Source organism: Psychrobacter sp. Pi2-52, from assembly GCF_904846705.1.
GTDB lineage: Bacteria > Pseudomonadota > Gammaproteobacteria > Pseudomonadales > Moraxellaceae > Psychrobacter.
In genome coordinates, this window is record NZ_CAJHBS010000014.1 from 1 (window position 1) to 24936 (window position 24936).

18 protein-coding genes and 1 tRNA gene are annotated in these 24936 nt (G+C 43.8%); 12 read left to right on the plus strand and 7 right to left on the minus strand.

The window, feature by feature from the left end; all coding sequences use genetic code 11:
• Window positions 1–117: 117 nt before the first annotated feature.
• Window positions 118–408, minus strand: coding sequence for a putative quinol monooxygenase (locus JMY00_RS08645; RefSeq protein WP_201579868.1), 291 nt, complete (start codon window positions 406–408; stop codon window positions 118–120).
• 287 nt (window positions 409–695) lie between these two features.
• On the opposite strand from JMY00_RS08645, the gene JMY00_RS08650 reads away from it, so the two are divergent.
• The 3 genes from JMY00_RS08650 (at window position 696) to JMY00_RS08660 (ending at window position 3419) form a co-directional block, all read left to right on the plus strand.
• Complete coding sequence (locus tag JMY00_RS08650; protein ID WP_201579869.1) at window positions 696–1376, plus strand: glutathione S-transferase N-terminal domain-containing protein; 681 nt, start codon at window positions 696–698, stop codon at window positions 1374–1376.
• A gap of 186 nt (window positions 1377–1562) precedes the next feature.
• Entirely contained in the window at window positions 1563–2717 is a 1155-nt protein-coding gene (tnpB, locus tag JMY00_RS08655; protein ID WP_201579870.1) for an IS200/IS605 family element RNA-guided endonuclease TnpB, read from the plus strand.
• Window positions 2718–2834: 117 nt separating this feature from the next.
• Window positions 2835–3419: a TetR/AcrR family transcriptional regulator gene (locus JMY00_RS08660; RefSeq protein WP_201579871.1), complete on the plus strand. Its 585-nt coding sequence runs from the start codon at window positions 2835–2837 to the stop codon at window positions 3417–3419.
• A gap of 184 nt (window positions 3420–3603) precedes the next feature.
• Here JMY00_RS08660 and JMY00_RS08665 read toward each other — a convergent pair whose 3' ends face one another.
• Together JMY00_RS08665 and JMY00_RS08670 are read right to left on the minus strand one after the other, a co-directional pair.
• Complete coding sequence (locus JMY00_RS08665) at window positions 3604–4521, minus strand: haloalkane dehalogenase (RefSeq protein ID WP_201579872.1); 918 nt, start codon at window positions 4519–4521, stop codon at window positions 3604–3606.
• 279 nt (window positions 4522–4800) lie between these two features.
• Window positions 4801–6108, minus strand: a complete 1308-nt coding sequence (locus tag JMY00_RS08670) for an SIP domain-containing protein (RefSeq protein ID WP_201579873.1) — start codon at window positions 6106–6108, stop codon at window positions 4801–4803.
• A 193-nt stretch (window positions 6109–6301) separates the two neighbouring features.
• Between JMY00_RS08670 and JMY00_RS08675 the strand changes: the two genes are divergently transcribed.
• The 5 genes from JMY00_RS08675 (at window position 6302) to JMY00_RS08695 (ending at window position 15007) form a co-directional block, all read left to right on the plus strand.
• Window positions 6302–7066, plus strand: a complete 765-nt coding sequence (locus JMY00_RS08675) for an ABC transporter ATP-binding protein (protein ID WP_201579874.1) — start codon at window positions 6302–6304, stop codon at window positions 7064–7066.
• A 50-nt stretch (window positions 7067–7116) separates the two neighbouring features.
• Complete coding sequence (locus tag JMY00_RS08680; protein ID WP_201579875.1) at window positions 7117–8091, plus strand: ABC transporter substrate-binding protein; 975 nt, start codon at window positions 7117–7119, stop codon at window positions 8089–8091.
• Complete coding sequence (fhuB, locus tag JMY00_RS08685; protein WP_201579876.1) at window positions 8088–10286, plus strand: Fe(3+)-hydroxamate ABC transporter permease FhuB; 2199 nt, start codon at window positions 8088–8090, stop codon at window positions 10284–10286. Before JMY00_RS08680 ends, fhuB begins: the two co-directional genes overlap by 4 nt.
• Before the next feature lie 201 nt (window positions 10287–10487).
• A complete protein-coding gene (locus tag JMY00_RS08690; RefSeq protein WP_201579877.1) occupies window positions 10488–11972 on the plus strand; it encodes an MFS transporter in 1485 nt (494 codons plus the stop codon).
• Between the two features lie 638 nt (window positions 11973–12610).
• The gene (locus tag JMY00_RS08695) at window positions 12611–15007 is read left to right on the plus strand and encodes a TonB-dependent receptor (RefSeq protein ID WP_201579878.1); all 2397 of its coding nucleotides are present in this window, start codon (window positions 12611–12613) and stop codon (window positions 15005–15007) included.
• Between the two features lie 70 nt (window positions 15008–15077).
• On the opposite strand, the gene JMY00_RS08700 is transcribed toward JMY00_RS08695, so the two are convergent.
• A complete protein-coding gene (locus JMY00_RS08700; protein WP_240990709.1) occupies window positions 15078–16373 on the minus strand; it encodes a dicarboxylate/amino acid:cation symporter in 1296 nt (431 codons plus the stop codon).
• Window positions 16374–16819: 446 nt separating this feature from the next.
• Here JMY00_RS08700 and JMY00_RS08705 point away from each other — a divergent pair, with 446 nt between their 5' ends.
• The 4 genes from JMY00_RS08705 to JMY00_RS08720 all read left to right on the plus strand — a co-directional run bounded on the left by JMY00_RS08705 (window position 16820) and on the right by JMY00_RS08720 (window position 22339).
• Window positions 16820–17731 (plus strand): LysR substrate-binding domain-containing protein, encoded by a 912-nt coding sequence (locus JMY00_RS08705; protein WP_060491243.1) that lies wholly within the window; start codon window positions 16820–16822, stop codon window positions 17729–17731.
• Between the two features lie 279 nt (window positions 17732–18010).
• Entirely contained in the window at window positions 18011–19288 is a 1278-nt protein-coding gene (locus tag JMY00_RS08710) for an aspartate aminotransferase family protein (RefSeq protein ID WP_201579879.1), read from the plus strand.
• Between the two features lie 69 nt (window positions 19289–19357).
• Window positions 19358–20800 (plus strand): VOC family protein, encoded by a 1443-nt coding sequence (locus JMY00_RS08715; protein WP_201579880.1) that lies wholly within the window; start codon window positions 19358–19360, stop codon window positions 20798–20800.
• 141 nt (window positions 20801–20941) lie between these two features.
• On the plus strand, window positions 20942–22339 hold the full coding sequence (locus tag JMY00_RS08720) for an FAD-binding oxidoreductase (protein WP_240990711.1): 1398 nt from the start codon (window positions 20942–20944) through the stop codon (window positions 22337–22339).
• A 147-nt stretch (window positions 22340–22486) separates the two neighbouring features.
• On the opposite strand, the gene JMY00_RS08725 is transcribed toward JMY00_RS08720, so the two are convergent.
• The 3 genes from JMY00_RS08725 to JMY00_RS08735 all read right to left on the minus strand — a co-directional run bounded on the left by JMY00_RS08725 (window position 22487) and on the right by JMY00_RS08735 (window position 24690).
• Window positions 22487–22563 (minus strand) — tRNA-Ile (locus JMY00_RS08725).
• Window positions 22564–22658: 95 nt separating this feature from the next.
• Window positions 22659–23471 (minus strand): pteridine reductase, encoded by an 813-nt coding sequence (locus JMY00_RS08730; protein WP_165598014.1) that lies wholly within the window; start codon window positions 23469–23471, stop codon window positions 22659–22661.
• A 37-nt stretch (window positions 23472–23508) separates the two neighbouring features.
• A complete protein-coding gene (locus JMY00_RS08735) occupies window positions 23509–24690 on the minus strand; it encodes a tRNA nucleotidyltransferase (RefSeq protein ID WP_201579882.1) in 1182 nt (393 codons plus the stop codon).
• Window positions 24691–24936 lie beyond the last annotated feature (246 nt).

A 24936-nucleotide genomic window follows, 5' to 3' on the forward strand; every position in this document is an offset into this window, starting at 1 on the left:
ATTTCTCGCATCGACTCAATAGATGCGGTATTGTAACTATTATTTAGGGCTTATCCAATTGAAGACATGCCCTAGTATTACGGGCAAAGCTTATTGAAATGATTGAATGAATCGAGATTAATGAACTTCAGTCATCTCATGTAGAACGAATGATTCAACCGCGCCTTCTGTTGCGGCAGAGAAGTCTTTTAAGTGTTGGTTTTCCATATGGATTTGCCATAGCTCGCGCGTAGTCCAGCTTTCATGCAACATAAAGTGAGTGGGTTTTTCATTATCTTGGAACAAATCATAACGAATACAGCCTTCTTCGCTGCGAGTAGCTGGTATGAGTCTTTCGAGCTCAGCTTTTACGAGAGCGATGCTCTCGTCCTTTGCTGTTATATGGGCGATGACGGTTAATGTAGTCATTTCTAATCCTTTGAATTGGTGGGATGGTTAGACAAGTTGTGAGGATGACTGTTGGTAAAAGAGTCTATATACGAACAGAGTTATATCGATACTGTATTTATTATATCAATATATAACATTACTTGAACGACCGTTCATTTGTGGTTATAGTGTATATCAGACAATAAAAATGTGCTTCAAATTTCGACGTCTATTGTTGTTATCTCATTACAGCTTTTATAGTCATTAATATAGTCACTAGATTTGATGGTCATCAGACGACTGTCTTCATATAATAGGATAAAGTTATGCTTAAATTTTATTTTCATCAAACGCCAAACCCAATGAAAGTAGCATTGTTTCTTGAAGAAACTGGGCTGCCTTATGAGCTTGTAGCAGTAGATACGCTAAAAGGTGAGCAGCATACAGCTGAGTACCGTGCTATCAACCCAAACGGCAAAACGCCTGCGCTAGAAGATGATGGCAAACGCGTGTTTGATTCTACAGCTATCTTGATGTATCTTTCTGAAAAAACAGGCAAGCTGGCAGGACAGCCAGAAGATCGTAGCGAGATGTTGTCGTGGCTAATGTTTGTAGCATCTGGATTGGGCCCTTTTTCTGGTCAGTCTGTTCACTTTAGACATAAAGCGCCAGAAAAAATCCCATATGCGATTAATCGCTACCTTCGTGAAGCTGAGCGTCATTATGAAGTGCTAGATACACATCTAGAAGGCCGTGAATATATGGTTGGTGATAGCTACTCAATCGCTGATATTTCTACTTGGGGCTGGATTGATAAGGCGACAGTTGTGCTAGGCGAAGGCGGCTTGGATAATTATCCGAATCTAAAGCGCTGGTTTGATAGCATTAATGCTCGTCCAGCGATACAAAAAGCCCGTGACATTCCTAAAGGTATTGATTTCAAAACTGAGTTTGATGACGTTGCTGCACGCGCGCTTTATCCGCAAAACTTTGATAAAAACAGTTAATCGAAGCAAAGAGACTTAATAAGTTTTATAATATAAAAAGTGATTAAAACCAGTAACTAAGGTTGATTCTACAAACTTTGCCTTAAAATAGATTTTAATGACTATGTGCAGAATTCCTCTACCTTTAAAGTAGAGGGATGAGTATATCATTATTTTTTAGTATAGCTTAGGATGTTATCATACCTTATGCCCAAACAAATCTTAAAAGCTTATAAAGTGAGATTATATCCAAATGACGAACAGCAAGTATTCTTTGCTAAATCATTTGGATGTACCCGCTTTATTTGGAATAAGATGTTGTCTGATAAGGTTAATCATTATAAAGCAAATAAAACGATTCTAAACAACACCCCTGCTCAGTATAAAAAAGAGTTTGAATGGCTCAAAGAAGTAGATAGCTTAGCGTTAGCTAACGTGCAGCAGAACCTTCGCAGCGCCTATAAAAAGTTTTTCGAACAAGGCACAGGCTTCCCTAAATTCAAGAAAAAAGGTATCAAAGACAGCTACACCACTAATAACCAAAAAGGGACGGTTGCACTCACATATAACAGTGTCAAACTCCCCAAAATTGGTCATATCAAAGCAAAAATACATCGCCGCATTAATGGGCTTATTAAAAGTGCCACTATCAGCGCAACCCCATCTGGTAAGTACTTTGTCAGCCTATTGGTTGAAACAGTAGTTGAGCCGCTACCAAAGACTTATTCTAATATAGGCATTGATTTAGGATTGACCAACTTTATTGTCTTATCAGACAGTACTAAAGTTGCTAATCCTAGGTTTCTATCGAAGCTGAAAGACAAGCTTGCGCGTGAGCAAAAGATTTTAGCCAAACGTAGAGAGGTTGCTAAAGCTCAGCAGCGTAAGCTGTCAGACAGTCGTAATTATCAAAAGCAAAAAGCTAAAGTCGCGAAGATTTACGAAAAAATAACCAACCAGCGTCTTGATTTTCTACATAAACTCTCATTCAATATCATCAAAAACCACGATGTCATTGCTATAGAGGACTTGAACATTAAAGGGATGGTTAAAAACAGAAAGCTTGCCAAAGCTATTAACGATAGTTCATGGTTAGTCTTTACAATTATGCTTGCTTATAAAGCAGAATGGTATGACAAAGCGCTTGTGAGAATAGACCAATGGTACCCGTCATCTAAAACATGCTCAGGCTGTGATTATGTCCTTGGCAAAGATGACCTTAAACTCAGCGATAGATTATGGGACTGCCCAAGGTGTCTGCAGACCCATGATCGAGACATCAATGCCAGCATCAATATCTTAAATCAAGGATTGATATTGGTTAAACAATCAAAAACTGTCGGTGCGATAGGGTTAGCTTAGTAAATTCGCTTAACCGCTGATACAGAATAGTGTATTAAGTAAGAGCGTTACCTAAGAAACCTCTACCTATAAGTAAGGTAGTGGATAGTTCATGGCAAAGATATTAAGGTGAAAATTATGAGTGCTCCGATAAAGTTTAATCGTGAGGATGTGATCGAAAAAGCAAAAAATCTCTATTGGGAAAAAGGCTATCACGCGACATCAATGCGCAATTTGCAAGATGTGGTAAATATGCACCCAGGTAGTATTTATGCAGCTTTTGGTAGTAAAGATAAACTATTTACAGAATCGCTGAATCGCTATGCCGCAGATGGTGCCAAGAGATTGGCCGACTGTATTGAGCAAAAAGACACAGTGTTGGATGGCTTAAAACATTTTATCCATATGGTGATTGTCTGTAATAGCGCCACTGCGCCTAGTGGTATGTGCATGATCGTCAAAACAGTCGCTGAGCTTACTCAAAACGATAGTCCAGATTTGCTCGCACATGCAACGAATATCTTAGAAGGTATAGAGGCGTCATTTGCCGTGCTCTTTGGACAAGCCATTGATAGCGGTGAAATTAGCGCAGAAAAAGACCCAGTTGAGCTGGCGCGTTATTTCCAAATTCAAATTATAGGTCTCAGGACTTATGCGCAGGTCACTAACGACAATGATGCAGTAGAGAAATATATCGATGATATTTTTAAAAATATCGTATAGCAGGGCTGGATAAAAACCAGATTTTTTAGTGTCGATCACGCTGTTGCTTTTTATAAGATGCTACTTGATTAAATACCAATGATTTGGTTTTAACAGCTCGCGCACTTTATCATTGACCAATCATTATAGTATTACTAAAAACCCTGATGGCTAGTACATTAGCAATCAGGGTTTTTGTTATCTATTACTGTGCTTTTGGATTGTCATTGATGAACTTTAGTAGAAGCTCAGCCAATGTTTCGCCTTGGTCTTCTTGCAGGAAATGACCGCCATTAGTGATAGTCGTATGATTTTGGCCTTTGGTACCCGGAATCAGCTTTTGCATGATGCGATCGCCGCCACCAGTTACGGGGTCGGAATCACTAAACAATGTGATAAACGGCTTGCTCCATTTGCTCAGCACGACCCAAGCTGCACGATTGTCTTCTGAAGCAGGATCATCCGGTGTCGTGGGCACTAGGATAGGAAACTGTCTGGCGCCTTCTTTATAAGACTCATAAGGGAAGGGTGCATCGTAAGCATCCAGTACGGCTTGAGACAATGTCGTTGTGGTACCGCTTTTGATGGTGCCTGCTACATTGAACTGCGGCGTCTCCTGAGAGAACTTCTGCCACTTGCGAAAGCCTTCGCCCGGATCGTGATCCCCAGTCGGTAGCATCGTATTGCCTGCTGCGACGCGATCGAATTTATCAGGATGCGCTGCTACTAAACGTAGACCGATTAAACCGCCCCAATCTTGACAAAACAGTGTTATATTTTTTAAATCTAATTGATCAAGCACCGATTGCATCCAATCGACATGGCGCTGATAAGTGTAGTCAGTACGCGATGCAGGTTTGTCTGAACGTCCAAACCCAGGAAGGTCTGGCGCGATAACACGGTGTCCTGCTGCTGTTAGTATGGGAATGACTTTGCGGTACAGATAAGACCAAGAAGGCTCACCATGTAATAATAAGATAGGATCAGCGTCGCTTGGACCTTCATCAAGGTAGTGTACGCGCAGCTCGCCACCTTCTGTATCATCGACCATCAAATAGTTCGGTTCAAAATCGTAATCTTGCAAGTTAGCAAAACACGAGTCAGGTGTCCTAAGTTTTTTCATACATCATCCTTGGGTTAGAAAAATAACAGTGCATTCTGGCACAGGTGTTAGACAGTCTATTAAAAATGAGTCTCTAAGTGCTACTCGACTATCACTGGTAATCCTAGCGATAAAGCTATCTAACTATAGTCTATGTTGATTAAACGTTCAAAATGAAAACTATACCCTACATGCATTCGTTGCTGCAAACATTAATAGTGGATGCGCCAGTAGCATCCACTATATATAGGATAAGTTTTGATATAGGATAGGTTTTGAGTTTCATCTTATAGAGCTAAACTAATCGTGACGCCAATATACCTTTACCACAACATCTGTACGACTAAGCTCAAGTCGGTCTTTCAGTAATGGACGCAATGCTTTGGCAGTATTCGCTTCTAGCGCTCCCCAAACTTTATCAATCTGTAGAGGGTTGTCAGTCAAATAATTACCCAATTTACTGTCGATTAGCGTGGCTAACTCTGCTCCTAAGTTTGGTTGATTGGTTACTATAGACAATACGGTAAAATGATCATCCTTGCGGCTTTCAGTTTCGCAATCATTATTAGTGTCACTGTCAGTATTGCTGTTGTCATTACCAATGTTATCAATGCCGCTGCGCATTTTTACCGTATCAAAATAACTTTGATCGCCTGCATCTTGCGTCACACAAATGACCAATGGTGGCGTAGGGTTTTTCCATAGCTCTAGCAATCGTGCTGCCGTTGGCATTGATGTCTCATCGACAATCAGTACCGCTTGACCGTCTCGTAAGTGCTCTACCTTTTCTGGAAACTCTCGTTTTGTAACGACGGTCTCGCCTGCTTGTAGTGCTGCTGCCCAGTTGCCGCCCGGTGTATTCCCATGCAAAAAAACATCGACCCAAGCTCGTATTCCATTATCAGCTTGCCATGCTTTTCTCAAAGTGTAATAGCAGTGAGGACGAGCAGGGCGTACGTTTTCCTTTTCGCTATCATTAGTTTTATAGTCACTAGCTTTATTGCCATCAGTGCTGTCAGTCATCAATGCGTCGGTCATTGCATTGTGCTCTAAATCAAACAAGTAAGCGTAACCCGCTTCGTTGGTAGGTACTAACGTCGAGTTTTTTGCGCCCTTAGCATCATTTAATGACGGCATGCTCAATTCAAGGCGCAGCATATTTTTGCTGACTCTACAACTACTTTGCACATCAAATACTTGCTTGGTCAGTTTGATTGTTTTTTTGCCTAGCTTTTTATCTGCTCTTTGTTTTAGCAAGATATATTGGGCTTGCAAATCATCAAGCTGGGAGATAGGTGCAGCAAAAGCGATAAAGAAAGACTGGTTATGAAGCGAGTTATTTTGAGCGTCAGTTGATTGATTCTCTACGCCTTTTGGACAAGTCTGTATGGCAATACCTTCAGCATAAATATCAGTTATTTGGGCATCGACCAGATCCGATTCGGCGGTAGATAATGAGGTAAATGCACTCAAAAATCCAAGCAGTTCGTCGAGGTGCTCTTCATTAATATGAGCGACCACACTTGCTATTTCAGGATCGTTTAGGGAAGTGTATTGGCTGTTCTGGTTATCGGTGTTTTCTGTAGGAGCTAAAAGAAGATTAGTCATATAAATACTCGCAATCAACAGAGCGTTGAAATTAAAGTGAATGAGTTTATAGTTAATGATAATTGTTTTTGTTATCATTTACGAGTAAAATCAATTTTTATTGTGGTTTGATCGTCAAAAATTGGTCTACAACCGATGGCCGATGAACCATCATTTTTATGACATATTATTTTTATCAACAATGAGTGCTTATATGCTACGTGCAAACCAGCTGACTATCAGCCGTCAAGGAAATACTCTATTAGACAACGTGACTTGTGAGATTGATACTAATCAGCTGGTGGCTTTGGTTGGGCATAATGGGTCTGGCAAGTCGACCTTGATCAAAGCGCTAGCAGGTGAGATGGCAAGTAGTAGCGGCAACGTCACATTAGATGAGCACAGTATCAATGACTACGGCAGTAAGGAGTTAGCGCGGCAAATGGCATATCTGCCGCAGCAATTGCCAGAAGCTGCTGGATTCACGGTGCGTGAACTGGTCATGCTAGGGCGCTATCCCCATCAAAAATGGCTGCAAAAGCCAACTCAAACAGATAAAGACAAAGTCGCGCAAGCATTAAAAGTGACTCAAACCGAAGCGTTTGCTGATCGAATTACTGCCACGCTATCTGGTGGTGAGCGCGCTCGTGCGTGGCTTGCGATGTGTCTGGCACAGGATACCCGTTACTTATTGCTCGATGAGCCACTTGCTGCACTTGATATGCACTATCAAATCGAGGTCATTCAGCTCATTCGTCGTTTGGTGGATGAACAAGGATTAAGCGTGGTAATTATTATTCATGATATTAATTTGGCTGCGCAATATGCCGATCGAGTCATCGCGCTGAAAAATGGCCAAATATGTCACAACGGCGATATCGCCAGTACCATGCAACCTACCGTGCTACACGATATCTTTAATGTCGATATGCAGTTGCTCAGTCATCCTATTACTGGACAGCCTGTCGCAGTCGCTTAACGTCTGGTTTCTGCTCCTTCTTTTTAATTCGCCTACAAAGATACGCTTCTATGCCTCCCGTTTTTTATACAGATAAATTATCGAAACATCCACTAGTTACGCCAGTATCAGTAATGACAATATTGAAATGGTTCGCCCTCGCATTGTGCTTGGTATTGACCGCCTGTAATAGTCAAACATCCACTACCTCAGAAGCAGAAAACAGTCATAGCGATAGGATGAATATTATCTCTCCCGATTGGGGTAATGCAGCGACTTTGACAGCGATGGGGCATGCACCAATTGCGACAGGGGATGTTAGGGTTTGGGACAGATGGGTGGGTAGCCCTAAACTGCCAACATCGATAACAGACTTAGGCATCCGCTATCAGCCCAACGCTGAGCTAATCGCTCAACTGCCTGTCGATATGGTCATAGATAATTATTTTTATGAGCATGCACGCAATTTATATGGCGATGTGCCTGCGGAATCTGTAATGTCTGCGGCAAAAGGAGAGACAGCAACGTGGGCTGACTATACCGAGCCGACGCGGGAGCTTGGCGTACTGATTGATAATCCGAAGATGGCTGAGGACTATATTGTACAAAGTCAGAAAGATATACAGCTGGCCAGTCAGCAATTTCAGCAGCGTTATCCAAAAGCCAAGAAATTCGCAGTGGTACAGTTTGCAGATGCCAATAACATGCGTATGTATGTGGCAAATAGTTTATTTCAGCCTGCGCTAGAGCAGATGGACAGAGAGCTTGTGGTATTGGGCAAGGGCAATCAGTGGGGGTTTGTGCCGATACGAATGGGAGATTTGGCGCAATTAGATGATGAGACTTGTCTATTAATTATCGATCCACTAAGCCCAATTACTAGAGCTGAAATTGATGACAGCTTGATTTGGCAGCGCCTGGGTTATGGTAATACCCGCTGTGTGGGCGAGCTACCACCAGTATGGATTTATGGTGGGATGTCGTCATTGGTTAGCTTAGCAAACAACTTGTCAGAAGTTTCATTAAAAGGCGGGGACGTACTATGAGCGCCAATGCAGATACTCACAACAACCAAAACAATCATATCAATAACCACACCGACAGTTCTCATAACGACAGTGCTCATACGATGACATTAGCCTCTCAAGTAGCAACGGTTTCAAAACCTTCATCAACGTTATCATCGTCGCAATCATTGAAACAGTCATCATCACCACTGAATCAGCCACCGAACCAACCCAATTCTCAAACTTCCTTGTTTGCCAATTTGTCTTGGCGACTATGGGCCATGCTCATCGGATTAGCGGCTTTGTCATTATGGAGTAGCTGGGCACTGATAGAACAGCAATGGACGCGTCCACTTCGTGACTTGCTTATACCAAGCTCGCAATTAGATATTGCCAGTATGGCGATACAGCTACATATAGTGGCAACCAGCGTAGTGGCGTTGTTGGCTGGCGGGCTATTAGGCGTGGTCAGTATCTTGCTACAGCAATTGGTAAAAAACCCTTTAGCATCCGATACGACGCTAGGGGTGGGCGTTGGTGCGCAGTTGGCTATGCTCATCGTCACGTTGTTTTTGCCGAGCTTGGCCATTTATGGCGGACTTTATGTAGCCTTTGTAGGAGCTATCATTAGTATGGGTCTGGTGTTTGCCTTATCAGCACCCAGTCGATTTAATCCATTAATTTTGATATTGGCCGGTTTGGTGGTAAATATTCTGCTGGCCGCAGTGGCTAATGTACTGGTGCTGTTTTTTGCTGAACGTAGTAATGGCATGCTGTCATGGGCGGCTGGGTTTTTGACACAAAATAGCTGGCATACCAGTATCGCGCTAGTCATCACGGCTATTTTGATGGCGGTCGTATGTCTGCCATTACTAAAACCATTAACGCTGATGAGTCTAGATGACACGCAGGCAAAACGTCTGGGTGTACCTATTAATGGGATTCGCGCACTTGTTGTGTTGATTGTGGCAATTGTGACTGCTTTAGTGATTAGTGAAGTTGGCTTGATTGGATTCATTGGTCTTGGTGCGGCAAGTTTGGTCAATGCGCTAGGTATTTCTGCTATTGGTAAGCGTTTGGCTACTGCTTTTGGGTTGGGGGCGCTGCTGTTGTTGTTGACCAGTAATGTCGCGTTACTGCTTGAGCCGTTACTTGATATGCAGATTCCAGCTGGTGCCATGACAGGTATCTTGGGTGCACCGCTGATTATTTGGCTAATTTTGCGTCAGCGTCGCGAGCGGATAGAGACAGTGACACCGATGCTTGCAGGTAAGCATACATCCATTGCCTTTTGGCGATGGGGCGTTGGCGTGCTCGCTATTATCATGTTTGCCTGTTTATTTGTACAAGATATCAATGGTTGGGGGTTAAGTACGGACTGGGCGCTTACGCAGCAGTACCGCTTACCTCGCAGTTTGAGCGCTGCGGCCACAGGCTTGATGTTGGCGGTCGCCGGTGTGCTACTGCAAACTTTAACGCGTAACCCCATGGCCAGTCCTGAGGTGCTGGGGGTCAGTTCAGGCGCGGCACTTGGGGTTATTTTAGGGTTTTTATTACTGCCAAGTTTAGGACTATCTGCAGGAGCAGGAACGTTGCTGGTTTCAGGACTGTCAGGGGCGATGGCCGTGCTGCTATTGATTATTTGGCTAGCACGCAGGGTCAGCTCAGGTTATTTATTATTGGTAGGTATAGGCATTGCCGCCATGATGGATGGGGTGATGCATATGGTCAAGCTCTCAGGAGATCCGCGTCTAGAAGCGATGCTCAGCTTTCTTTCAGGGACGACTTATAGCGCTCAGCCTAGTACAGTATGGTATCTCATTGGCATTGCCGCTATCTTATTCGTACTCAGTCTATTGCTGATTAAGCCTTTGCGAGTTCTTGGGCTAGGTACAGGTGTGGCGCGTAATTTGGGTGTGGCGGTTACGCCAGTGACTTTGTCGTTATTGGCATTAGTAGCAGCACTTAGTACGGCCAGCACGCTTGCCGTTGGCCCATTGAGCTTTATTGGTTTGATGGTGCCGCATTTGGCTACTTCACTGGGAGCTGTGAAGCTTGAACGACAATTGCCACTAGCTGCACTTTTAGGGGCAGGGGTAATGGTGATAGCGGATTGGATTGGCCGTTATGTTATTTTCCCTTATGAGCTGCCTGCGGGCACGATTGCTGCCATTATCGGTGGTGGATATTTCTTATGGCTCATTCGTAAGGTGCCAGCCTCAGCAAATAGATAGCTCATGTCTGCAAGCATTGAATAGCCGACAATTTTGACTTCATTCAGCAGAGGCTTATCTAACCTTATTTGATCAGCATTTTGATAAGAATAATGATGCTAAATTTCAGCAAGATTGGATGACGTGCTCGTCAGGCTAGCCAAATAATAACTAGGAGCAAGTCATGCCGACCATCACCCAATTTTATGGTGCCGCTGCTTAATGAGCAACGCCCCTATAAATAAGGCATCTACCAATGAGTCGCCTATAAACGAAGCCTCGAATAGTAGTGGTAATGGCTTTACCGACAAACAGGTACAGCAGGTGTTACTGACACTACTGCTCGGCGGTACGGTGGTCAGCTTTAGTAATAGTGCGCTTAACCCAGCCATTCCTGTTTTTATGTTGGTGTTTGATGTCGACATTGTGATGGGCGGCTGGGTGCTAAATGCTTATGTCTTGGCCATGAGTGTGGGGCTGATGCTGAGTGGCTACTTAAACAAAAAGTTTCCTTTTAAGCATGTTTATTTGGCGGCAATTTTTGGATTTATGTTGGGCTCAGTTATTGGCATGCTGGCGTCTAGTATGAGCTTTGTCATTATTGCTAGGGCTATACAAGGACTGAGTGGCGGTCTGATTATCCCGCTGTCTATTGGTATGCTGTATCAGATTTATCCGCAGCAGCAGCACGGCAGAGTAATGGCGCTATGGGGCATTGTTATTATGATGTCATTAGCGTTTGGCCCTTTGGTCGGTGCTTACTTGGTTGAGCAGTTTGCGTGGTGGACACTGTTTGCCATTACGTTGCCACTTAGTGTGGCGGTCATGGCGATGGTATGGCGGCTAATACCTGACATGCGCTCACATGATCAAGAAACCCCTTTCGATATCATCGGGTTTATCAGTTTGCTTGTTTGGCTGCTTGCGATGATGGTTTGGCTGAGCACGCTGAAAATAGATTTCACTGGCGGGCTACTCAGCAGTGACGGATTATTAAAGATAGCCACGTTGGGTTTATTATCTATTGGATTTCTACTGTCTGCGATGGTTTGGTGGGCATATGAGCGGCGTCAGCGTCATCCGTTATTGAACGTGCGCTTGTTTAACAATAAGACCTATTTGCACAGTAATATCATTAGCATTAGCCAAACAGTCGGTTTGATGTTGTGTCTCTTGCTATTGCCCGTGTTAATCCAAGACGTGATGGGCGAGAATGCCTTATGGACAGGTGTTGTCCTGATGGTCGCGACGCTCGTGGCCAGTATCACCACGCATTACGCTGGCAAGCGGGTAGACAAACGCGGTGCCCGAGGGATTGGTATGGCGGGTATCACGATTAGTGCGCTGTCTACTTTGATGCTCGCATGGTGCTTGTATCAGCCTACGCTTTGGCTATTAATGCTAATTATGAGTGTGCGAGGTATTGGGGTAGGTTTGGCGTATCTGCCGACCACTACCGTTGGTTTTAGCAGCTTACCCAAAGACGCGGTCACTGAGGGAGCCGCCCTTAATAACATCAGTCGCCGTATCATCTCTACTATATTTATCACGCTGTCCACCCTTTATATAGGCAGTCGAAGCGCGCAGCTACTAGCCGCAGGTAGTGATGTTGGCATAGCAAGCGCTATCCAAGAAATACTGGTGATAATCGCGTTGATGCTATTGTTCACACTTCCTTCTGCCTGCAAATTACCACGATCCCCATAAACGAATACCCCCTATCGGGGTTTAATTTAACTTATCAAGACGGAAATATCATTGATTTTTGGCACTAGGCATTAATCGCCGCAGAACAGTGGGCATCATTAATGAATTGTCCTTTTCACCCACTGGATAAAAGTAAGTTAGGTTTCCCTGTATTTATGCAGGGTATCAGCGCTGTGACTATGTGCAAGAGTAACTAAACACAAGGCACGCTAGCACCCAATATTTGCTATCGCTTCGGTGAGCAGATAGCGATTATTCGTTCAGGCGATATTGCCATTATGGATAGTGATGGTGTATTTATATTATCTGTGATGTAGCATAGCAGCTATTATCAGATTGTCAAAAGAAGCATAAAGAAGATGAGGTAAAGTTTCAGCGGTTTCTTGAGGTCTATCGTAATAACGAGCTAGATAAACTATTCAGTGATTAATGAAATTATCAGAGTTCAAATAGTCAACCATATCTGAAAACAGTACAAATAAACGCTTACTACCAAAGTGTAAATACATATATAAATAAAAACGATTATCATTTACAATACGATTCACAAAGTTAGTACACACAGTATTATTAGCTAAATATTACTCATACCACTGTTTATTTATCCAACTAAGTGAAATAACCTAAGTGAAATAATTATGAAAAGCCATCATCAAATTGCTCTATCTGTTCTTACCCTCTGTATTAGTCAGCAATTATATGCACAAAACAATATCAATGAAACGGATGCCTTATTAGATGCGCAGACATCAGCGGAAATGGCTTCAAGTACTGTGTCTAACGAGACGCCTAATGTGACTTTAGACACTATCAATGTCACGGCCAAAGCCAGAACGGGCACGGCGCTGGCACAGAAAATTAGTGAGATGCCAGCAGTCACCCAAGTAATTACTGAAAATGAGATTCAGATGCAGGCAACGGGTGACCGTACTACTGGTGATATCTTGGCACAGTTGATACCGAGTCTGGGTGCCAGTAGTGGCTCTACCAGTAACTATGGTACGACCATGCACGGACGTCCTGTACAGTTCTTGTTGAATGGTGTGCCTTTAAGCAGCTCACGCAGTCTTTCACGCGAGCTAAATAGTATCGATCCTGCGCAGCTTGAGCGGGTAGAGGTACTCTCAGGTGCCACCAGTATTTACGGTGCTGGTGCAGCAGGTGGCCTGATTAACCTTGTGACCAAATCTTTGGTAGGTTATGGCCCTATCAGACAGACTAGAGTCGGTGTCAGTAGCAGTCGTGGTTTTGAGTCAGACTCATTGGGTTATCATGTAGGACAAACCTTAGGATATGGCGGCGAGCGAGTGTATGGTCGATTAGATGTTGATTATGATAATAAAGGCGGCAAGTTTGATAGCAAAGGCAATCGAATCAGCCCAGATGCCAACCAAACTGACCAGCAAGATACCGAATCGCTAAGTGTAAATGGTAGCTTGGGTGTAGAGCTCACTGACAGCCAACGTCTTGATCTTGCAGTGACTTACTATAAAGATGAGCAAAACACCGACTATGGCCCGGATTATGGTGATAATTTACAGGTTTTGTTAAAACCTAAGGATGCACCACCGTCTTTAAAAGCCATTGATGGTGCCAACGTAGAAAATGAGCCATATACCGAAAAAAGCTCAGTAAATTTAAGCTATAGCGATGATGACTTTGTAGGCTCAGGGTCTAGCTTAAGCTTGACAGGCTATTATAGAGATGAGAAAGGCCGTTTTTATCCTTCTGGTAAAGATTTCCCTAAACAAGCGGGCAAAGTCTGGGTAGCTAATGGTCTTACCGATAAGAGTACGCTAGAAGAATTATTGGGCGGGGCTGTCGTCGTCACTCAGTCAGAAGCTGACATCGAAGTAATGGGCTTACGTGCCGCCATGCAAACCGAGACGGAAGTCGCAGGCAAAAAGACTCTACTTAGCTATGGTGCTGATTTCGAGCGCGAAAACAGTGAGCAAACTTACTATGGTCAAGACCTAAATACGTTCCTTGCTAGCAATGGTTTAAGCGCCCAAACCAATGGGCTGACCTACAATGGTGGACCAGATACCACTATCGATAAATGGGGTGCTTTTGTCAATGCAGATGTAGATCTAACCGACAAGTGGCATACTAGCGCTGGTGTGCGTTACCAAAAGCTAAAATCTGAGACTGATGCCTTTACGCCTATCTATGAGCAACTGCTTGAAGAGTATTTTAATAGCCCTGCTATCAGTGGGACAAGCGCAGCTTATGGTATTGACTATCAAGCAGGCGACGTAGAAAAAGGCAACACCGACCATGACAAAGTACTTTTCAATCTTGGTACCAGCTATCAGATAACACCGAAAGATCAGTTGTTTGCCAATTTTTCACAAGGTCTTGACACTGCAGATATACAGCGAGCACTGCGTGATGTGCGTGCCGGTTTCGTGGTTAATTCAGACAATGTTCAACCGATTGCAACCAATAATTACGAGTTTGGCTGGCAAGGCAAACATGGCGATACCGCAGCACGCTTGAGTGGTTTTTATAACGAATCAGACAAAGTCGTGCGCTTTACTGACAGCTATACCGTAGAAGTTGTCGATACCGATGAGCGTGTTTATGGGGTAGAAGGGTCGCTTAGTCATGATATCAGTGATAAATGGCAAGTAGGCGGTAGTGTGGCGTACACTCGTGGTCAGTATGACAAAGATGGCGATTGGCTAGAGCTAGATGCAGTACGTCTAACACCGCTAAAAGGTACGGCATTTGCTCAGTATAATTTCGATGAAGGCAGCAATATTCGTCTACAAGCATTGGCAATCGGTGGGGATGATAAAGCCTTTAAAGACCAACAACAAGACCCTGACTCTAGTGCCTTACCTGTCACTGGTTATATGACCCTTGATGTATTAGGGCAAGTAAATATGCCAGTCGGCCGAGTAGATTATGGCGTTTATAACTTGCTTAATAAAGATTATCTAACGGTCTATCATCAAACCACGTATGGTGATCTGAACCGTTTACCTGCCTCAGGTACAACTTATGGCCTAAGCTATACCGTCGATTACTAAAAAGCGCCACGCATTAAAAAACCCTTCAGGCTATGAAAAGTTAGCGTGAAGGGTTTTTTATGTCTTTATTTTAAGTATCGGTAGTGACCAAGTTTGGACTGTCCGTTTGATTTATAACTTTATCACCAGAGAGGTTTTCGAAGAAACTTCTTTTCTCGGTTTGGTCTACTATTTTGGCACCCACTAAGTCACCAACGACATTGCCAAAGGTGAAGATCATATCGACCAAGATATTGATACCTGCAGTGAGTGCAACGATTTCGATGGGCAGTCCTGCTTGGGTAAAGACAATAGACATACCGATTAATCCAGCACCTGGGACGCCAGCCGTACCAATCGCGGCCATGGTGCCAATGATGACAATAGTGGCCAATTCAGGTACCGATAGCGACATCCCCATGATTTCTGCTGCAAAGATGACAGCGACACCGAAACGTAATGCCGTCCCATTCATATTTACGGTTGCGCCAATAGGCAATGTCAGCTTGGCGACACGCTCACCAATACCTGCTTTTTCTGCACATTTAATGGTAATCGGTAGCGTGCTCAGACTACTGCTGGTCACAAATGAAGTAAAGGCCGCTTCTTTGATGTTTTTATAGAATTGAATGACTTTTACGCCAAACAGTTTCAACATGATTGGGAACACAACACCCACCAGTATGATGACGCCAAGGTATGATGTACCAATGAATTTTCCTAGCGCAATAACAACATCCAATCCTTGTGTACCAAAGGTATTAGCAGTGATGCCCAATACGCCAATCGGTGCATATAATAGAATGCCGTTTAGTATTTTAGAGACGACTTCGTTGCAAGCTTCGAGCAGTCTGAATAAAAAATTGCCCATTTCTTGTTGCTTTTCGTCTGCTGAATGGCGCATGAACAAAATAGCCAATCCAGAGATAACAGCGACAAATACGACCGCGAGAATATCACCTTGAGCAAAAGCATGAAAAATATTACTGGGTACCATGTTCAGTAAGGTATCAATGAAAGATGGGCGGGCAGGGGCGTCCATAGTGACGGCGGTGGGCAACGAAAACCCTGCACCAGGATTGGTCATTTTTGCCAAAATAATACCAACGACCACAGCAATACTAGTCGAGACAATATAAAAGGGGAATATTTTTAGCCCTATGCGACCGAGCTCTTTAGGGTTGGAGTGATTGACGGCGACCATCAAAGAAAAAAGGACAAGAGGTATCACGACCATCTTTAATAAGTTTAAAAACAGAGTCCCAAGCGGTGATAGAAAACTACTGTGCTCGCCCAGTACCAGTGCCAAAAAGATACCTATTAAAAAGCCGCCCGTCATTTTTACCATGAATGACATACTGGTATACCAACGCCAAATTATTCCCATTACTATCTCCTGTTATTTACAATATCTGTTACTGACCTTTAGAAGGATATGTCGAGATGGGCAAGAGAATATTTTGATTTTAGACATTCCATTGTCCAGTCCTGTATGATTCAAACGCTTTGGCTTGATACGGATGCTGTCAGCTTTCAGACATGTGATATTAGAATTTTTCCTTAAGGTAAGGATACTAAACACCAACAATCACTGAAACAAGCGAATTAAATTATGGCGAGCATTCCTTTTTTTCTTGCTAAGGGAGGAATGTGCGCCTATTTTTAGCGAATGCTTAGGCGCTTTACTTGATATATAGTCGATCAATTTAAAGCGGATACAGGATGGTTGGGATAGGTTTTACAGCCTTTGGAGTGTTTTGTACACAGCAAGCGAGGCAGGATTATACCAGCAGACCCTAACCACAATTACTATTTTGGATTTAAAAATAAGTTATGAAAACGGATACCAACAGTTCGCTAGATTTTAGAAAATATCCTTCCACCAAAGCTTTACAATGTTTTGAGACAGCGGCTAGACACTTAAGTTTTACCAATGCCGCGCAAGAGATGCACATGACTCAAAGCGCCATCAGTAAGCAAGTTGCGCAGCTAGAGGAAGTGCTAAATATTGCTCTGTTTTATCGAACACCGCAAAAAATCTCATTGACGCCTGCTGGCAAGATGTATTATCTGGATGTGCTAGATATACTAAAACATATCGAGATGGCAACGACCAATTTAGTGTCGCACAGTGATAATACTGAGGTGTTGAGAATTGTCTCGCACCCAACGTTTTGTTCACGCTGGCTCATTCCTGCGTTGAGTGGGTTCAATGAGGCGCATCCTTTAATAAATGTAGAAATCAAAGAACAGGTTGGACCGTTTTTCTCTGAAGACCAAAATGTCGATATCGCGTTTTTGTATGGTACGGGTATTTGGGGTGGCATGGAAGCGATTAAGCTGTTTGATGAATACAGTGTGGCTGTCTGTCATCCTGATTATTTAAAAGACGAAAAACCCTTCACGAGCACTGTCGCTAATTGTACCTTATTGCACCTCAACTCGCGCTTAAATGCATGGCATGAGTATTTTGATCAACAGGATATCAGTGTTAACACGACGTTCATTGGCCCACGTTTTGATACGTTTCAGGCATGTATATCAGCGGCATTATTGGGGTATGGTCTCGCGCTGGTACCGCTACGCTTGGTAGAGCGTGAGCTGCAGTCAGGGGCGCTGGTCACCGCATGGGATTATGCTGCAAAAGGCAGAGGGTCTTATTATATGACCTATCCATTATCACTTGGTGAATCACACAGAATAAAAATTATTATAAATTGGATATCTGCTTATCTTGAAACTTAGGGCATATTGAACCGTCAAAAAACGAATCGTGCTTGTTGGTCAGATAAATATTTACCGCTAATCGATAGTAATCAGTGCAAGTGCATTTAATTGGAATTTGTTGAAAGGCTTCATAAGACTTTGATTGAATATATGTTTGTGCTTAGGTCTTTCCTGTTTTAGCTTTGATTTTTTACCACAATGACGAAAAGGAATGAAAGCACAACTATTATTCGTTTGCTGAGCGCATCAGGTTTTGCTGAAATGAGGGTCACATTTAAGGAAGATAAGAGACTCTTAATGGATAAGCTATACAACGTCACTGATGCTTTTACGATGGTGCATCCCATCACCGTAACCAAAGGTAAAAATGCAAAAGTTTGGGATAATAACGACCAATGCTATATTGATTTTGTGGGTGGTATTGGCGTCTTGAACTTCGGACATTGCCACCCTCACATCGTGACGGCCATTATCAATCAAACCCAATCGCTCATTCATTATGCTTACAATGCAGCTGCTCACACTCCCTATCAAACCTTCATGCCACGATTGTGCGAGCTCATTCCTATCAGTGGTGAGCTCTCGGGCATGCTCACCAATTCTGGTGCGGAAGCCACAGAAAACGCCATAAAAATTGCCCGTCTCAAAACCCAGCGCGTCGGTGTCATTGCGTTTGATGGTGGGTTCCATGGACGGACACTTGCTGCTGTCAACTTGAATGGTAAAGTTGCTCCTTACAAGCGAGGATTGGGGCCGTTAGCCGGCAGTGTCTATCACATTCCTTTCCCTAGTCCAGATAATGAGGTGAGCGACCAACAGGCAATCGATGCATTAAATCGTTTGTTTGAAGTAGAAACTGACATCAATAATATTGGGGCGATTATCGCAGAGCCCATACAAGGGGAGGGCGGGTTTCAATTAATGTCGCGCTCTTTTGCTCAGTACCTGCGCGCCTTTTGTGATGAGCACGGTATCTTGCTGATTATGGATGAGATCCAATCAGGCTATGGGCGTACTGGTTCACCTTTTGCCTTTTCACATTTGGGCATTGAGCCAGATATGATACTGCTGGGCAAAAGTATCGCAGGCGGCTTGCCCTTAGGTGCGGTTGTAGGCAAGGCCAGTGTGATAAATGGCTTGCCTAAAGGCAGTTTGGGCGGTACATATTCTGGTAACCCAGTGGCGTGTGCAGCGGCAAATGCCACGATAGACATCATGCAAGAGGATGAGATATGGGCATCTGCTAAGCACTATGCGCAAGTGATTGAAACAAGTATCGCGCAATGGCAGGCAGAAGGCATTTCCCCTTGGCTGTATGGTCTCACAGGTATTGGGGCGATGCGCGGTATTGAGCTGCGTCATGCGGAGTATGGCTCTCATCCTAGTGTGATGGCTCACGTACTAACCCAAGCACGAAAGCGAGGCTTACTGCTCATGCCAAGTGGCAAGCACCGTCATATCATTCGATTGTTACCACCGCTGACCACTGAGCCTGAAACGCTACAAACTGGCCTTGATATTTTAAGAGACGTATTACGTACGATTCCTGATCAAAACCCAGCTGACTGGTCTTAAGCACAAATTACTAATTAATGAGTTACCAGCAATAGGCTTTCTCAGTAACTATAAAAAGGATAAATATCTATGAATAACAACAGTTTTATGAGTAGTGATTTTATGAGTAGCGATGATATTCGCCATCGGTTTTCTATGTCCATGTCAGCGATGTATCAAGCAGAAGTGCCGTTATATGGCGATCTTATTGATTTGGTCACTGACGTGAACACCAAGGTTTTAGCTGCTCAACCTGATCTTAAAGCGCAGCTTGAGCATACTGGCGAAATGGATAGGCTCAGTATGGAGCGCCACGGTGCCATTAGAGTGGGTACTGCTGCTGAGCTTAGTATGATGCGTCGATTGTTTGCAGTGATGGGTATGTATCCTGTGGGCTATTATGATTTGGCCCCAGCTGGTGTGCCCGTACACTCCACCGCATTTCGAGCGACTGATGCAGCGTCATTGAGTAAAAGCCCCTTTCGAGTGTTTACGTCATTATTACGTTTAGATCTCATTGGTGATGAAACGCTCAAAGAAGAGGCCGTAGCAGCATTGGCTCGCCGCAATATTTTTACTGATACTGTCATCGAGCTTATCGAGTCTTTTGAAGCGCAAGGTGGTTTGAGCAAGCAAGCAGGCCAGCAGTTCGTCGTTGAGGCACTAGAAACGTTTCGCTGGCATGACAGTACCCCTGTGTCAAAAGCGCTGTATGAAAAACTGTTGCAACAACATGGTCTCATCGCTGATGTGGTCGGGTTTAAAGGCCCACATATCAACCATCTAACACCTCGAACCTTGGATATCGATTCTGTACAGCACAGTATGCAAGCAAGAGGGATACCGCCAAAAGCGATCATCGAAGGGCCACCAAAACGACATTGCCCGATTTTGTTAAGACAAACGAGCTTTAAGGCACTAGAGGAGGCGGTTCGCTTTAAGAATACGTTGGCCGATGCAGGACAAAATAGCCATGAGCAAGGCCAACATACGGCACGCTTTGGTGAAATTGAGCAGCGCGGCGTGGCATTGACGCCAAAGGGTCGAGCACTATATGACAAACTGCTGAGTGACGCTCGTAACCAGCTAGGGGTGACCCCAAATGAAGCCAATGCCTCACAGTATTATCAGATTTTAGAGGCGACATTTGCTGCATTCCCTGATGACTATCAAACGCTGCATAGCGAAGGCTTGGCGTATTTTTATTATCAACCCGTGGATAACAGCAATACTGACTTGCAGCTCACGAGCTTGGAGATGGCGGAGTCCAAATCTGCGATTATCGAGCTGATCGAAAAAAACGTGATACGTATTGAGCCTATTGTTTACGAAGATTTTTTACCTGTGAGTGCGGCAGGAATTTTTCAGTCGAATCTACGTGATGATAAACAAAGTAGCTATGAGGGAAATTCAAATCAGCAGGAGTTTGAAAAAGCACTGGGTACTCACGTTCAAGATGAATTGGCTTTGTATGAGACGACCCAAGCTCAGAGTCTGCAAGATTGTTTTGTTGCCTTACAAAAGTCGGCATAAGGGTTAAACACGTATGGTCGGCTCAAAATAGCACAACCTCTGTGTCACTATTGACAAAAATAGTGGCAGCTATTAATGCGTTTTTATTTACTATCGTAGGGAATATATCCGGTGAATAATTTTTCAGACCTCTCACAAGGGGTGGTTGATATTATCATACAAAAGTTGCAACAAGATCATGATTTCGAACCGACCCAAATCAAAACCGATGCTGAGAGCTTAGAGCATTGGGGCAAAGACTGGACCAAGCACTTTGCCCCTGCTGCTGCTGCCATCGTCTTTCCAAAGACCACTGAACAAGTACAGACTATCGTCCTGCTTGCCAATGAGCACAACGTCGTTCTAACCCCAAGTGGCGGTCGTACTGGTCTGTCTGCTGGTGCAGTCGCTGCTAATGGCGAGATAGTCGTTAGCATGGATAAAATGAACCAGATCGGACAGTTTTATCCTGCTGATCGAATAGTTGAAGTCGAAGCCGGTGTCATCACCCAGCAGTTGCAAGCGTTCGCTGAATCAAAAGACTTATATTACCCTGTCGACTTTGCCTCAGCAGGCTCTAGTCAGATAGGCGGCAACATTGGTACCAATGCTGGCGGTATCAAAGTCATCCGCTACGGCATGACCCGTCAATGGATTATGGGTCTGACTGTCGTCACGGGTAAAGGCGATATCTTGCAGCTGAATCGCGGCATGGTAAAGAATGCCACCGGTTATGACCTGCGCCAATTGTTCATCGGTAGTGAAGGCACACTTGGCCTTGTTACTCATGCGCAAATCAAACTTGAACGTCAGCCACAAGACTTAAATGTCATGGTGCTTGGCATGGACAGCTTTAACGATGTGATGAACGTACTCTCTGCCTTTCAAGCGCAAATTGATTTGACGGCATTCGAGTTCTTTGACGATGTAGCTATTGATAAGCTGATGGCACATGGTCAAGTACAAGAACCGTTTGAATCACGTACCAAGTTCTATACGCTATTAGAATTTGAAGCACCTTATGAGCCAATTATGGACAAAGCCATGGCCATATTTGAGCACTGTATGGAGCAAGGTTGGGTCATCGATGGGGTGATGAGTCAAAACCTCACACAGGCTGAAGAGTTATGGAAGCTACGTGAGTATATCTCTGAGACCATCTCAGTATTTACCCCTTATAAAAACGATGTCTCGGTGCTAATAAGTCACGTACCGACCTTTATCGAAGAGATTGATCATATTGTTAGCAGCAACTATCCTGACTTTGAAGTCTGTTGGTTCGGTCATATCGGCGATGGTAATTTGCATCTGAATATCTTAAAACCTGAGAATATGAATAAGGATGATTTCTTTGCAGAGTGTCAGGTCGTCAATAAATACGTGTTTGAGACGGTACAGAAATATGGCGGTTCAGTGTCTGCTGAGCATGGGGTTGGTATGACGAAGAAGCCGTACCTGCACTATAGCCGCAGTGAGACGGAGATTGATTATTTACGAGAAGTCAAAAAAGTATTCGATCCAAATAACATTATGAACCGTGGTAAGATTTTTGATATGTGATTAGTACTCTAAACGCTTAACCCAAATAAAAAGACGCTAACCCGAAAGGCTAGCGTCTTTTTTATGACTTTATAATTCGCAAAAACTACGATTTATAAAAAAAGAACTTCCAATTTCTTGGAAGTCCTAAATGATATAGCTGAAATGTGGTGGGCCCAGTAGGACTTGAACCTACGACCAAAGGATTATGAGTCCTCTGCTCTAACCAACTGAGCTATGGGCCCTAACGTTAGACGCACAATGATACCTGATTTTTTTAATTTTTCAAGTAAAAGATAGGCAGTAATCAAGATATTTTTTATTGAGCCATATTTTTGTATTACAGGTGACCGCCAGCTATGGTTAGACTACGGCCTCCATCCACAGTGATAATCTCTCCTGTGACATAATTTGCCTGAACAAGATATAGTACGCTATGAGCAACCTCATCAGGTTGGCCTATGCGCCGCATGGGGATAGCATTGATAATACTTTGTTGCTGCTCGTTATCAATAGCTTGGTCGCTAGTAGGGTCAGGTAAAATATTGACCCCAGGTGCCACCCCATTAACCCGCACTTCTGGCGCCATCTCTAGCGCTAGCGACTGTACCATCATCCGATGTGCAGCCTTTGCCATGTTGTAGACAGTGTAGTTATTAAACGGTCTATCATGCGCGTGTATGTCCAATAAGCTAATAATGCAGCCTTGTTGTTGCCTAAGATAAGGTAATAGGGCTTGGCTCAGTAATAAAGGGGCTTTCGCGTTGGTCAAAAGCAACTCATCCCACTGTGCATGATTGATACTACCGAGCGGGCTAGGATAAAACCGCGAAGCATTATGCACCAATACATCAAGCTGTCCAAACGCCTCTACGATATTTTTAACAAAGCTGTCTAAAGCTGCTTTATCATTAACTATTGTCAAGTCAGCAACGATAACTTTTGCACTATTAGCACGGATGTCGTTCAGATGGTCAGCCAAGTCATTAGCGTCTTGTTCACTACGGTGACAATGAATGATGACGCGGTAACCTTGCCTATGAGCCGCTTTAACAATAGCCGCACCAATGCGCCTAGCACTACCTGTGACAAGCATCACTGGCGCTTGGTTATTGATATTTTCTGCTTGGTAGGCATTAGTTTCTTGGTCCATAGCAATACTACTTTTTTCTCTAAGGTGCTTGTCTATATCATTGTTGCGCTTGCAAGTGTTCAATCCTGCTTTGTCGTAAGGCTGTACCAATAGCCGGGCCTTTAAGGTCTGGCGCAATGTCAGTCATACCGATGGCGTGAAAGCTGTTTAGTGCTAACATCATTTGGCGATGCTGTGTTGCTAGCTGTAACACATGACTGCACACTAGCAGTTGAGAGAGCTTGTCAGGCTCCTTATGCGCACCGCAGGCTTGGATTAGATCGATTTTTTCAGCCGCATTTAGACTGTTTATTGTGCTTAGTTTGTCAGCTTGCTGAGCGAATAAAATTGCGAACTGAGTATGTGCTTTGGGGACTTTGGCTTTATTACCGATAGCGTTAATATTTTTTATAGCGGTTGATACGTTAGACGTAGACTCAGAGTTTTCGCTATTAAATAATGATGAAGACAGGCTAGTCATTAGTAGCGCCCAACGCTGTGACAAGTTTAGACGCATTTGGCCTGCAAAATATAATGCTGTCTGCGCTGTTTCTCTTATTTGGATATTGTCCCAAGCATGATGCAATGGCGCGAAATACTCTATGAGCGCACCAATTTCAAACAGTTTTTGCCAATAGACTTGCGGTGATAACTGCATAGTTGCACGGCTCGATTCTTGCCAAATACGTTCGGCGCTTAAATGAGCCAGCTCTCCTGTATCAACCAATTGACGCATCAGCGTTAAAGTGTCATCCGCGATGGTGAACCCTAAATCGTAGTAACGACTATAGAAGCGCACTGTTCGAAGTACACGTAATGGGTCTTCATTAAAAGCATTAGACACATGACGCAATGTCTTACTTTTTAAGTCTTGTAGGCCACCATAGTAGTCGATGACTTGTCCGTCAATAGGGGTGTCGTCAGTTAAGCTGGTAACTTCGATTGCCATCGCGTTGATGGTTAAATCACGACGGCGCAAATCATCTTCTAGACTAACATCAGGGCTGGCATGTACGCTAAAGCCTTTGTAGCCTGAGCCTTGCTTGCGCTCTGTACGTGCCAACGCATACTCTTCATGACTGGTCGGATGCAAAAACACCGGAAAATCAGCACCGACTTGTTGAAACCCTGCATCAATCATCTCTGCCACAGTAGCGCCAACGACGACGAAGTCCTTGTCCTTGATAGGACGCTTGAGCAGTCGATCGCGTACAGCACCGCCTACGAGGTAAATTTGCATAGAAGCCTCTTGTTATTATCGAGCTTTATATCACTATCTCAATTTTTATGAATCAAAAAAACAGCCAATGCTCTATAAGTTGCATTGACTGGTTTTAGTATAGCAGAAGGGCTCTGTCAATGGATGACAGAGCCCTTCTTAATATAGTCAATCCTCTATAAATTGGGTCCGGTGTTAGCCACGTTCAGTCTACTACTCGTAGTACTTTCACTCGGCTTCCTGGTATCCAAATTGTATTGAACCGAT

What these genes read in the sequence shown, in the direction of transcription:
- JMY00_RS08645 (WP_201579868.1), bottom strand. Translation starts at nt 408, where the DNA reads ATGACTACATTAACCGTCATCGCCCATATAACAGCAAAGGACGAGAGC.
- JMY00_RS08650 (WP_201579869.1), top strand. Translation starts at nt 696, where the DNA reads ATGCTTAAATTTTATTTTCATCAAACGCCAAACCCAATGAAAGTAGCA.
- tnpB (WP_201579870.1), top strand. Translation starts at nt 1,563, where the DNA reads ATGCCCAAACAAATCTTAAAAGCTTATAAAGTGAGATTATATCCAAAT.
- JMY00_RS08660 (WP_201579871.1), top strand. Translation starts at nt 2,835, where the DNA reads ATGAGTGCTCCGATAAAGTTTAATCGTGAGGATGTGATCGAAAAAGCA.
- JMY00_RS08665 (WP_201579872.1), bottom strand. Translation starts at nt 4,521, where the DNA reads ATGAAAAAACTTAGGACACCTGACTCGTGTTTTGCTAACTTGCAAGAT.
- JMY00_RS08670 (WP_201579873.1), bottom strand. Translation starts at nt 6,108, where the DNA reads ATGACTAATCTTCTTTTAGCTCCTACAGAAAACACCGATAACCAGAAC.
- JMY00_RS08675 (WP_201579874.1), top strand. Translation starts at nt 6,302, where the DNA reads ATGCTACGTGCAAACCAGCTGACTATCAGCCGTCAAGGAAATACTCTA.
- JMY00_RS08680 (WP_201579875.1), top strand. Translation starts at nt 7,117, where the DNA reads ATGCCTCCCGTTTTTTATACAGATAAATTATCGAAACATCCACTAGTT.
- fhuB (WP_201579876.1), top strand. Translation starts at nt 8,088, where the DNA reads ATGAGCGCCAATGCAGATACTCACAACAACCAAAACAATCATATCAAT.
- JMY00_RS08690 (WP_201579877.1), top strand. Translation starts at nt 10,488, where the DNA reads ATGAGCAACGCCCCTATAAATAAGGCATCTACCAATGAGTCGCCTATA.
- JMY00_RS08695 (WP_201579878.1), top strand. Translation starts at nt 12,611, where the DNA reads ATGAAAAGCCATCATCAAATTGCTCTATCTGTTCTTACCCTCTGTATT.
- JMY00_RS08700 (WP_240990709.1), bottom strand. Translation starts at nt 16,373, where the DNA reads ATGGGAATAATTTGGCGTTGGTATACCAGTATGTCATTCATGGTAAAA.
- JMY00_RS08705 (WP_060491243.1), top strand. Translation starts at nt 16,820, where the DNA reads ATGAAAACGGATACCAACAGTTCGCTAGATTTTAGAAAATATCCTTCC.
- JMY00_RS08710 (WP_201579879.1), top strand. Translation starts at nt 18,011, where the DNA reads ATGGATAAGCTATACAACGTCACTGATGCTTTTACGATGGTGCATCCC.
- JMY00_RS08715 (WP_201579880.1), top strand. Translation starts at nt 19,358, where the DNA reads ATGAATAACAACAGTTTTATGAGTAGTGATTTTATGAGTAGCGATGAT.
- JMY00_RS08730 (WP_165598014.1), bottom strand. Translation starts at nt 23,471, where the DNA reads ATGGACCAAGAAACTAATGCCTACCAAGCAGAAAATATCAATAACCAA.
- JMY00_RS08735 (WP_201579882.1), bottom strand. Translation starts at nt 24,690, where the DNA reads ATGCAAATTTACCTCGTAGGCGGTGCTGTACGCGATCGACTGCTCAAG.